Here is a 10069-nt window from a genome sequence, read left to right on the forward strand (position 1 = left end):
GTGCGGGCTCGACCGGCTCCGCCGGCAGGCCGGCGGGCGGCGGCGGCAGCACGACCGCCTCGCGCTCCGGGTCGGCGTCCAGCGGGTGCGCGCCGGGCACGGACGCGTCGTCGACGCCCACGGCGGAGAAGTCGAAGGCGTGCTGCGGCCCGAAGCCCTCGAACTCCTCGTCGTCCTCGACGTCGTCGAGCGGCTGCCGCACGCCGCGGCGCGAGCGCAGCTCGTCGAGCAGCACGTGCGTCGGCTCCGGCTGCTCGGGCACCGGGGGCGCCTCGGCGGCGGCGGACATCGCGTCGATGTCGAACACGACGTCGCGCACGGCGGCGAGGTGACGCCGGGACACGGGCTCGTCGAGCTCGGTCTCCGACAGCCACCGCGCCTCGTCCTCGACCGCCACGACGGCGCGTCCCACGGGGTCGTACGTCCACCGGGCCTCGCGCGGCGCGTCCGCGACGACGAACCGGGCGACGACCGTCCACGGGCCGGTGCCCTCGCGCGCGGCGTCCCACGCCAGCGACGTCGGGTCCACCCCGCGGGCGGCGAGGCGGTCCGTGACGAGGTCGCCCAGGACGGGCGCGCCGGCGTCCCGGCCGACGCGCGTGGCGCGCGCCTGCTCGGCGACCCACTCGCGCTCGGCGAGCACCGGACCCTCGTAGCGGCGCACGGACTCGACGGGCACGCCCGAGGCGTCCGCGACCTCCTGCGCGGTCGCGCCGGCGCGGATCCGCGCCTGGATCTCGCGCGGGCTCAGCGTCCCCGCCCGCTCCGCGCGCAGCTGCTCGAGCTGCGGGCGGTCTCGGCGGACCGCCGCACGCAGCGGCTCGTCGATGCGCAGGCGGTAGCGCTGCCCGTCGGGCGCCACGAGGACGAGGTGCTCCCCGTCCTCGTGCAGACCGACCAGCTCCAGCTCACCCATCCGACCTCCCGGGGCTCCGGGGACGAGCCTGCCACCGATCCGGCGCCGGAGCGCGCACCTCGGCCCGGTGCGCCGCCACCCCGCACGGCACGGAGTGCGTCACACCCTCGTCCGCGCGCGGCCGGCCGGGCCGCCTGCGGCAGGATGGACGTATGAGCGCAGCGAGCACCGCGGCCACGCCCGAGCAGGTCGACGCGCTGGTGCGGGTCGCGCAGGAGGTCGCGCTGCGGGCGGGGGCCCTCGTGCACGAGGGCCGGCCGGGCGACGTGCGCGTGGCGGCGACGAAGTCGAGCGCCGTCGACGTCGTCACGGCGATGGACCTCGCGAGCGAGGAGCTGGTGCGGAGCGCGCTCGCCCGGCTGCGGCCGGACGACGGCGTGCTGGGCGAGGAGGACGGGTACCGCGCGGGGACGTCGGGCGTCACCTGGGTGGTCGACCCGATCGACGGCACCGTCAACTACCTGTACGGGATCCCGGCGTACGCGGTGAGCCTCGCCGCCGTCGTCGACCCCGCCGCGGACGCCGCCGGGACCGCGCCGGACCCCGCGACGTGGACCGTCCTCGCCGGGTGCGTGCACGCACCGGCGCAGGACCGCACCTACACCGCCGGCCGTGGCCGCGGCGCCCACGCGGACGGGCGTCCGCTGCGGCTGGGCCCGCCGGCGCCGCTCGCGGAGTGCCTCGTGGGCACGGGCTTCGGGTACGTGGCCGCGCGCCGGCGCACGCAGGCACGGGTCCTCGTCGAGCTCCTGCCCCGCGTCCGCGACATCCGCCGGGCGGGCTCGGCCGCCCTCGACCTGTGCGACGTGGCGGCCGGTCGCCTCGACCTGCACTACGAGCGCGGGCTGCAGCCGTGGGACATGGCGGCGGCGTCCCTCGTGGTGCTCGAGGCGGGCGGGGCGGTGCGCGGGCTGCACGGCCGCCCGGCGGGCCCGGACATGACCGTCGCGGGCCCGGCGGAGCGTGTCGCGGACCTCGTCGCCCTGCTCACGGAGCTGGCCGCCGACCGCGACGACGCCGCCTGACGACGGTGGGCCGCACGCGGCCGTGCGCCGTGGTCGCGCTCCCGGCTGTGGCCCGTGTCACCTGCGGCGACATGGTCACGTGTCCGTGTTCGCATCGGCCCGCCGGGTGGGGCACAATCCGTCCGCGCGGGGAACAAAAAACGGCCGTGAGGCATTGATCCCCCGTACACGACCCCACGGCAGAAGACGGAGTGTGACGCCGCACATGGCAACCGACTACGACGCCCCGCGCAAGACCGAGGAGGACCTGAGCGAGGACTCGCTGCAGGAGCTCCAGGCCCGGCGCTCCGACAAGAACTCGGGCGTGGTGGACGAGGACGAGACGGAGGCCGCCGAGGGCTTCGAGCTGCCCGGTGCCGATCTGTCCGGCGAGGAGCTCTCCGTCCGCGTCCTGCCCCGCCAGGCCGACGAGTTCACGTGCTCCAAGTGCTTCCTGGTGCACCACCGCAGCCAGCTCGCCTACGAGCGTGACGGCCAGCCCGTCTGCTCGGAGTGCGCCGCCTGAGCCGCACCGCGACCCACCGACGGCCGGTCACCCCGCAGGGGGTGGCCGGCCGTCGTCGTCCGCGGGGCCGGAGCGGCTCGGCGTGCGCCGGCGCGCACCGCGGGCGGTGGCGCCGACCGTGGGACGCCGCGGATCAGGGTGCGGCGTCGCCCGGGCCGCCCAGCGCCGCGACGAGGTCGTGCGGGCGGCGCGTCGAGACGATCCAGTACGGCGTCGGGTCCTGCGGGTCGCGGACCTCGACGCGCACCGCCGTGCCGACCCACGCGCGCAGGCACGCGTAGGCGCGGGCGTCGAGCGCCGGGCCGAGCTCGACCCGCACCTCCTCGCGCGTGAGTGCGCGCGGCTGCGCGACGAGACGGACGGGGATGCGGGCCGTGCCGGCGCGCAGCGTGCCGCGCTCGACCTGGACGACCGGCGTGGTCAGGACGGCGACCGTGAGCCCGCCCAGCACCGCGAGGACCGCCACGACGAGCGCGAGCAGGTCGTCGACGGGCAGCAGCGCCACGCCCAGCACGGTGCCGAACAGCAGCACGCCGACCCAGCCCAGCGGGCCGGGCCACAGCCGCTCCCGGAACACGGGACGGGCCGGGGAGGTCGCGGGCGTGGCGGCGGTGCCGTCGGTCTCTGCGGGCATGGTCCCAGGATCTCACCGCCCGCACGGGGGTGGCGTCCCGGCGACCGCGCGGTAGGGTCGGCCCCCGTGACCGAGACCGCCCGCGAGCCCGCGGCGACAGCGGACGCCGGTCCGGGGTCGTCCCACGGCGCCGTGCCGGTGCTGCTGCGCCGGCTGGACCCCGACCTGCCGCCCCCCGCCTACGCGCACCCGGGCGACGCCGGCGCCGACCTGCTCGCGCGGGAGGACGTCGTCCTGCCGCCGCTGGGGCGCCGTACCGTGCCGACCGGGATCGCGATCGCGCTGCCGGAGGGGTACGCCGCCTTCGTGCACCCCCGCTCCGGTCTCGCGGCGAAGCACGGGCTCACGGTGCTCAACGGGCCGGGCACGGTCGACGCCGGCTACCGCGGCGAGATCGCCGTGACGCTGCACAACACCGACCCCGAGCACGCCGTCGAGCTGCGCCGGGGGGACCGGATCGCGCAGCTCGTGGTGCAGCGCGTCGAGCACGCCCGGTTCGTCGAGGTCGACGAGCTGCCCGGGTCGGTGCGGGGCGCCGGAGGGTTCGGGTCGAGCGGCGGCTGGGGGCAGGCGACGCCGCGGCCCGGCGACGCGCCGGGCTGATCGGGCGCCGGACGGAACTACCGTCGTCGTCGACGACGTTCATGATGGACGAGGGCGCGCACCGCGCCGGTCGGAGGAGTGGGGATCGTGGGTCTGTTCCGTCGGGGTCCGAAGAAGGCCGAGGGGTCGGAGGCGGCCGACGTCGTCGCGACCCCGGCCGCGTCCACGGCCGGGCAGGACGACGTGCCGGCCGACGACGCGCCCACGCCGACGGCGGCGGCGCCGACCGGGGACGGGGCCCGTGTCGGTCCCTGGGACGCCGGTGACGCGCTGCCCGAGCTCCCGCGCGTCGACCTGGGCGCGATCCTGCTGCCCGGGGTGGCCGGCATGGAGGTGCGGCTCGAGGTCGACAAGGCGACGAACGTCGTCTCCGCCGCCTCGGTGCTGCTCGAGGGCTCGTCGCTGCAGGTGCAGGCGTTCGCCGCACCGCGCACCGAGGGCATCTGGGACGAGATCCGCGAGGAGATCGCGCAGTCGATCACCCAGCAGGGCGGCACCGTCGACGACCTGCCGGGACCGTTCGGCCGCGAGCTGCTCGCGCGCCTGCCCGTCCGGACGCCGGAGGGCCGCACCGGTCACCGGCCGGCCCGCTTCATCGGCGCCGACGGCCCGCGCTGGTTCCTGCGCGGCGTGCTCACCGGCAAGGCGGCGGTCGAGCCGGACGCGGCCCGGGCGCTCGAGGACCTGTTCGGCCAGATCGTCGTCGTGCGCGGCCAGGACCCGCGCCCGCCGCGCGACCTCCTCGCGCTCAAGCTCCCGGAGGGCGCGCCGACGCCGCCCGCACCCCCGGAGGCCGGCACGCCCGCCCCGGAGGGTGGGCAGGCGCCGCGCTTCCAGCCCCCGGCGCGGGGTCCCGAGATCACGGAGATCGGATGACGCTCAAGGACCGGGTCCGCAAGGTGCTCGCCTCGCAGGCGGAGATCGAGGCGGACGAGGAGCGCGCGGACGCCCTCAACGTGCCGGGCTGCTGCCCGGTCGACCAGCTGACGGAGCGCACGCGCGCGTCGGTGACGGGCGTGCTGCGCTCGGTGACGCTGCGCCCGCGCGAGGGCGTGCCCGCGCTGCAGGCGGAGCTGTACGACGGGACGGGCACGCTCGACCTGGTGTGGCTCGGGCGCCGGCAGATCGCCGGCATCGAGCCCGGCCGGCGCCTGCGGGTCGACGGGCTGGTGTGCCGCGTCGACGGCCGCCGCACGCTCTTCAACCCGCGGTACGAGCTGCGCCCGCGGCCGGGGGAGTGACGCGGTGAGCGAGAGCCAGCACGAGCGGCCCGCCGAGGAGGCGCCCCTGCTCGACGCGGCCGACGGCGTCGCCCCGCCGGAGGACGGCGCCGCGCGCGGCCTGCGCGCCATCACGGCGGACGAGTTCTCCGCCCTCGACGCCGTGGGTGGCGTGCGGGGCATGGTCGAGGCGGTCGCGCCGGGCCTGCTGTTCGTCGTCGTGTACCTCGCGACCGGGCAGCGGCTGACGCCCGCGCTGGTGGCGGCCGGCGGCGCCGCGGTGCTCGCCGTGCTCGCGCGGCTCGTGCAGCGCACGCCGGTGACGCAGGCGTTCTCGGGCGTCGTCGGCGTCGGCATCGGCGTCGTCTGGGCGTGGCGCACCGGCGACGCGTCCGACTACTTCGCGTACGGGCTGTGGGTCAACGCCGCGTACCTCGTCGGCACGCTCGTCACGATCCTCGTCGGCTGGCCGCTGGTCGGTCTGGTCGTGGGCATGTTCCGCAACGACGGACCGCTCACCGGCGGTCCGTGGTCGGCCGTCGTGGACTGGCGGCAGGACCCCGTGCGTCGCCGCCGGTACGCCCTCGCGACGTGGCCGTGGGTCGGCATGTTCGGGCTGCGGCTCGCGGTGCAGCTGCCCCTGTACTGGGCCGGCGAGGTCGCGTGGCTGGGCACCGCGAAGCTCGCGATGGGACTGCCGCTGACCGCCCTCGTGCTGTGGCTCAGCTGGATGCTGGTCCGCGGGTCAGGAGCTCCTCGAGAGCAGCCTCGTCCGCGTCCCGCCCCGTGACGATGAGGAGCTCGTCGCGCCCCTCGAGCGTGTCGTCGGGGCTCGGCGCGATGGGGCGCGCGTCGCGGACGATCGCGGCGAGCACCGTGTCGGCGGGCCACGGCACCTGACCGACGCGCACGCCCGCCAGCGGCGAGTCCTCGGGGAGCGTGAGCTCGAGGATGTCGGCCTTCGACTGGTGGAACGTGAAGATGCGCACGAGGTCGCCGACGGCGACGGCCTCCTCGACCATCGCGGTCATGATGCGCGGCGTCGACACCGCCACGTCCACGCCCCAGGCGCCGTCGAACATCCACTCGTTCTTCGGGTTGTTGACGCGCGCGACCGTGCGCGGGACGCCGAACTCCGTCTTGGCGAGCAGCGAGATGACGAGGTTCGCCTTGTCGTCGCCCGTCGCGGCGACCATGACGTCGCACTCGTCGGCCCGGACCTGGCGCAGCGTCGGCAGCTCGCACGCGTCGGCCAGCAGCCAGTCCGCGTCCGCGACCTGCGCGATGCGCATGGCCGACGGCTGCCGGTCCACCAGGGTGACCTCGTGCTCGTGCAGCAGCAGCTCGCGGGCGATCGACCGGCCCACGGAGCCGGCGCCGGCGATGACGACCCTCACGCCGTCACCGCCGGGGCCGAGGTGAGCACCCGCTCGACGGCGGGCGCGTCGTCGGCGCGCAGCAGCATGTGCACGGTGTCGTTCTCCTGGAGGACGGTCGCGGCGGTCGGCAGGACGCCGTCGCCGTAGCGGGTGAGGTAGGCGACGCGTCCGCCGGACGCGTCCTCGAGCGCGCGGACGGGCAGCCCGACCCAGCCGGGGTGGACGTCCACCTGCGACAGCTGGATCTGGCCGGACGCGTCGCGGTACTCGTCGGTGGTGCCCATGGGCAGCATGCGCCGCAGCACCTGGTCCGCGGTCCACCGCACGGTCGCGACCGTCGGGATCCCGAGGCGCTGGTAGATCTCGGCGCGGTGCGGGTCGTAGATCCGGGCGACGACGTTCTGCACGCCGAACGTCTCGCGCACGACGCGCGCGGCCAGGATGTTGGAGTTGTCGCCGTCCGAGACGGCGGCGAACGCGTACGCGTCGTCGATGCCCGCGGTCCGCAGGGTGTCGCGGTCGAAGCCGAGGCCGGTCACCTTGTTGCCGCTGAAGTCGGCGTCGAGGCGCCGGAACGCGTCGGGGAACTGGTCGATGACGGCCACGGAGTGCCCGCGGGACTCGAGCGACTGCGCCAGCGTGGCGCCCACGCGGCCGCAGCCCATGATCACGAAGTGCACAGCCGGTCACGCTATACCCGAGCGTCCCCCCGCACCGCCGGTCGGCGGCCAGGGCATACGATCGCTGATCGTGTCCGACCTCGCTGACGCCGCCAAGCGGCTCGTGCTCGGCCGCCCGGTCCGCAGCGACCGGCTCGGCCACACGCTGCTGCCCAAGCGGGTCGCACTCCCGGTGTTCGCCTCCGACGCCCTCTCGTCCGTCGCGTACGCGCCCGACGAGATCCTCCTGACGCTGTCCATCGCGGGGCTCGCCGCGCTGACGATCTCGCCGTGGGTCGGCCTCGGCGTGGTGCTCGTGCTGCTGACCGTGGTGGCGTCGTACCGGCAGAACGTGCACGCGTACCCGTCGGGCGGCGGCGACTACGAGGTCGCGTCGGTGAACCTGGGGCCGAAGGCCGGCGTGACCGTCGCGAGCGCGCTGCTGGTCGACTACGTGCTGACGGTGGCCGTGTCCATCTCGTCCGGTGCGCAGTACGCAGCGACGGCCGTGCCCGCGCTGCGGGGTCACGAGACGTCGTTCGCCATCGGGCTGGTGGTGCTGCTCACGCTCGTGAACCTGCGGGGCGTGAAGGAGTCGGGCACGGCGTTCGCGATCCCCGTCTACCTCTTCATGGCCGCGATGGGCTCGCTCGCCGTGGTGGGCGCGTTCCGGTACTTCACCGGCACGCTGCCGCCCGCCGAGAGCGCCGGCCTCGAGGTCGCCGCCGAGGCCGGCTTCGAGCAGGGGCTCGTGGGCCTCGCCGGAGGGTTCCTCGTGCTCCGCGCGTTCGCGTCCGGCTGCGCCGCCCTCACCGGGGTCGAGGCGATCAGCAACGGCGTGCCGGCGTTCCGCAAGCCGAAGTCGCGCAACGCCGCGACGACGCTGCTCCTGCTCGGCGGGCTGTCGATCACGATGATCATGGCGATCCTGCTGCTCGCGCAGGCCACGGGCGTGCGGTTCACCGACCGACCCGCGGAGCAGCTGCTGCGGGACGGCGTGCCGGTCGGCGAGAGCTACGTGCAGCACCCGGTGATCAGCCAGCTCGCGGCCTCGGTGTTCGAGGGCCTCGACGTGCTCTTCGTGGTCGTCGCCGTCGTGACGGGGCTGATCCTCGTGCTCGCGGCGAACACGGCGTTCAACGGGTTCCCCGTGCTCGGCTCGATCCTGGCGCGCGACGGGTACCTGCCCCGGCAGCTGCACACCCGCGGCGACCGGCTCGCCTTCTCGAACGGCATCGTGTCGCTCGCGGCCGCCGCGATCGCGCTCATCTGGGTGTTCGACGCCCAGGTCACGCGCCTCATCCAGCTGTACATCGTCGGCGTGTTCGTGTCGTTCACGCTGTCCCAGCTCGGCATGGTGCGGCACTGGACGCGCGCGCTGCGGACCGAGCCCGAGCCGCGCGCCCGCGCCCGCATGATCCGCTCGCGGATGATCAACGCGGTGGGCCTCGGGATGACCGCGACCGTGCTCGTCATCGTGCTGGTGACCAAGTTCCTGCTCGGCGCGTGGATCGCGATCCTCGCGATGGCCGCGGTCTTCGTCGCGATGCAGGGCGTGCACCGGCACTACGAGCGGGTCCGTGCCGAGCTCGCGCTGGGCGACGACACCCAGGCGGCGCGTGCGCTGCCGAGCCGCGTCCACGCCGTCGTGCTCGTCTCGCACCTCCACCGTCCGACGATGCGCGCGCTCGCGTACGCGCGGGCCTCGCGCCCGCACGTGCTCGAGGCCGTGACGGTCGGCGTCGACCCCGAGGACGTCGCGGCGCTGCGCGCCCAGTGGGACGCGGCGGACCTGCCGGTGCCGCTCAAGGTGCTCGACTCGCCGTTCCGCGAGATCACCCGCCCGGTGCTCACGTACGTGCGCTCCATCCGGCGCGACAGCCCCCGCGACCTGGTCGTGGTCTACATCCCCGAGTACGTCGTCGGGCACTGGTGGGAGCAGCTGCTCCACAACCAGAGCGCGCTGCGGCTCAAGAGCCGCCTGCTGTTCACGCCCGGCGTCGTCGTGGCCTCCGTGCCGTGGCAGCTCGCGTCGAGCGAGGGGCAGACGGGCCTGGAGGACACGGTGCGAGGACCGGTGAAGCGTGTCATCTGACAGCACGCCCCAGACGGGCGACGTCGTCGAGCTCGAGGTCGGGCCCGTCGCGCACGGCGGCCACTGCGTGGCCCGGCACGAGGGGCGCGTCGTCTTCGTGCGGCACACGCTGCCCGGCGAGCGCGTGCGTGCGCGCCTCACGGACGCGGGCGAGACGGCGAAGTTCTGGCGCGCCGACGCCGAGGAGGTCCTGGAGGCCTCGCCGGACCGCGTGCCCTCGGCCTGGCCGGAGGCCGGCCCCGGCGGCGTCGGGGGCGGCGAGCTCGCCCACGTCGCGCTGCCCGCGCAGCGCGCGTGGAAGGCCGCGGTGCTCGCCGAGCAGCTGCGCCGGCTCGCGCGCCTCGACCTGACGCCCGAGGTGCTCGCGGCGCCCGGCGACGACGAGCGGGGCGGGCTGGGCTGGCGGACGCGCATCGAGCTCGTCGCCGACGCGCAGGGCCGGGCCGGCATGCGCCGGTACCGCTCGCACGACGTGCTGCCGCTGACGTCGATGCCGCTCGCGAGCGACGACATCGCCGCCCTGGACCTGTTCGACGCGCGCTGGCCCGCGGGCAGCCGCGTCGAGGCCGTCGCCCCTGCCGACGGGTCGTCGCCCCTGGTGCTCGTGGAGGGCGCGCCGTTCGACCGGCACCGGGGCCGCCCGGACACGCGGCCCAACGCGCGCGCGGCCGTCCGTGAGCAGGTCGGCGTGGGGGACCGGCTCTACGAGTACCGCGTCGCCGGCGCCGGCTTCTGGCAGGTGCACCGCGAGGCGCCGGGCGTGCTCGTCGACGCCGTGCTGCGGGGCGTGGGCGAGGTCACGGGCGCGACGGTGCTCGACCTGTACTCCGGGGCGGGCCTGTTCTCGCTCCCGCTCGCCGACGCGGTCGGCGAGAGCGGCCGGGTCGTCGGCGTGGAGGGCGACGCGCGCGCCGTGCGCGACGCGCGCCGCAACGCGCACGACCGTCCCCAGGTCGAGCTGCACGCGGGCGACGTCGCCGACGCCCTGCGCGGGCGTGGCGGCGCGCCACCCGGGTGAGGCGGAGCGCCGCCG

At 76.0% G+C, this 10069-nt stretch carries 11 protein-coding genes and 1 pseudogene; 8 read left to right on the forward strand and 4 right to left on the reverse strand.

The window, feature by feature from the left end; all coding sequences use genetic code 11:
* Nucleotides 1-916, reverse strand: a 916-nt coding sequence (gene sepH / locus AB6N23_RS15010) for a septation protein SepH (protein ID WP_412866817.1), incomplete at its 3' end; no start/stop codon positions are given.
* 152 nt (nt 917-1068) lie between these two features.
* On the opposite strand from sepH, the gene AB6N23_RS15015 reads away from it, so the two are divergent.
* On the forward strand, nt 1069-1941 hold the full coding sequence (locus AB6N23_RS15015; RefSeq protein ID WP_412866818.1) for an inositol monophosphatase family protein: 873 nt from the start codon (nt 1069-1071) through the stop codon (nt 1939-1941).
* Between the two features lie 205 nt (nt 1942-2146).
* On the forward strand, nt 2147-2446 hold the full coding sequence (locus AB6N23_RS15020; RefSeq protein ID WP_135973448.1) for a DUF4193 domain-containing protein: 300 nt from the start codon (nt 2147-2149) through the stop codon (nt 2444-2446).
* 133 nt (nt 2447-2579) lie between these two features.
* Here the strand turns inward: AB6N23_RS15020 and AB6N23_RS15025 are convergent, their stop codons facing one another.
* Nucleotides 2580-3080, reverse strand: coding sequence for a DUF3093 domain-containing protein (locus AB6N23_RS15025; protein WP_412866819.1), 501 nt, complete (start codon nt 3078-3080; stop codon nt 2580-2582).
* Between the two features lie 66 nt (nt 3081-3146).
* On the opposite strand from AB6N23_RS15025, the gene dut reads away from it, so the two are divergent.
* From dut to AB6N23_RS15045, 4 genes are all read left to right on the forward strand, one after another.
* Nucleotides 3147-3683 (forward strand): dUTP diphosphatase, encoded by a 537-nt coding sequence (gene dut, locus AB6N23_RS15030; protein WP_412866820.1) that lies wholly within the window; start codon nt 3147-3149, stop codon nt 3681-3683.
* 87 nt (nt 3684-3770) lie between these two features.
* Nucleotides 3771-4559 carry a DUF3710 domain-containing protein gene (locus AB6N23_RS15035; RefSeq protein ID WP_412866821.1) on the forward strand — a complete coding sequence of 263 codons (789 nt, stop codon included), beginning with the start codon at nt 3771-3773 and terminating at the stop codon, nt 4557-4559.
* A complete protein-coding gene (locus AB6N23_RS15040) occupies nt 4556-4924 on the forward strand; it encodes an OB-fold nucleic acid binding domain-containing protein (RefSeq protein ID WP_412866822.1) in 369 nt (122 codons plus the stop codon). The genes AB6N23_RS15035 and AB6N23_RS15040 overlap by 4 nt, the downstream gene beginning before the upstream one ends.
* A 4-nt stretch (nt 4925-4928) precedes the next feature.
* A complete protein-coding gene (locus tag AB6N23_RS15045; RefSeq protein ID WP_412866823.1) occupies nt 4929-5693 on the forward strand; it encodes a DUF3159 domain-containing protein in 765 nt (254 codons plus the stop codon).
* On the opposite strand, the gene AB6N23_RS15050 is transcribed toward AB6N23_RS15045, so the two are convergent.
* Both AB6N23_RS15050 and AB6N23_RS15055 read right to left on the reverse strand, forming a co-directional pair.
* Complete coding sequence (locus AB6N23_RS15050) at nt 5626-6300, reverse strand: potassium channel family protein (protein ID WP_412866824.1); 675 nt, start codon at nt 6298-6300, stop codon at nt 5626-5628. The two genes, AB6N23_RS15045 and AB6N23_RS15050, sit on opposite strands and share 68 nt — an antisense overlap.
* Entirely contained in the window at nt 6297-6947 is a 651-nt protein-coding gene (locus AB6N23_RS15055) for a potassium channel family protein (RefSeq protein ID WP_378200546.1), read from the reverse strand. The genes AB6N23_RS15050 and AB6N23_RS15055 overlap by 4 nt, the downstream gene beginning before the upstream one ends.
* Nucleotides 6948-7032: 85 nt before the next feature.
* Here AB6N23_RS15055 and AB6N23_RS15060 point away from each other — a divergent pair, with 85 nt between their 5' ends.
* Together AB6N23_RS15060 and AB6N23_RS15065 are read left to right on the forward strand one after the other, a co-directional pair.
* The gene (locus tag AB6N23_RS15060; protein WP_412866825.1) at nt 7033-9036 is read left to right on the forward strand and encodes an APC family permease; all 2004 of its coding nucleotides are present in this window, start codon (nt 7033-7035) and stop codon (nt 9034-9036) included.
* Nucleotides 9026-10042 (forward strand): annotated as a pseudogene (locus tag AB6N23_RS15065) (class I SAM-dependent RNA methyltransferase); the annotation flags it as partial. The gene AB6N23_RS15060 and the pseudogene AB6N23_RS15065, both read left to right, overlap by 11 nt.
* Nucleotides 10043-10069 lie beyond the last annotated feature (27 nt).

Source organism: Cellulomonas pasadenensis (assembly GCF_047229365.1).
Classification (GTDB): Bacteria; Actinomycetota; Actinomycetes; order Actinomycetales; family Cellulomonadaceae; genus Cellulomonas.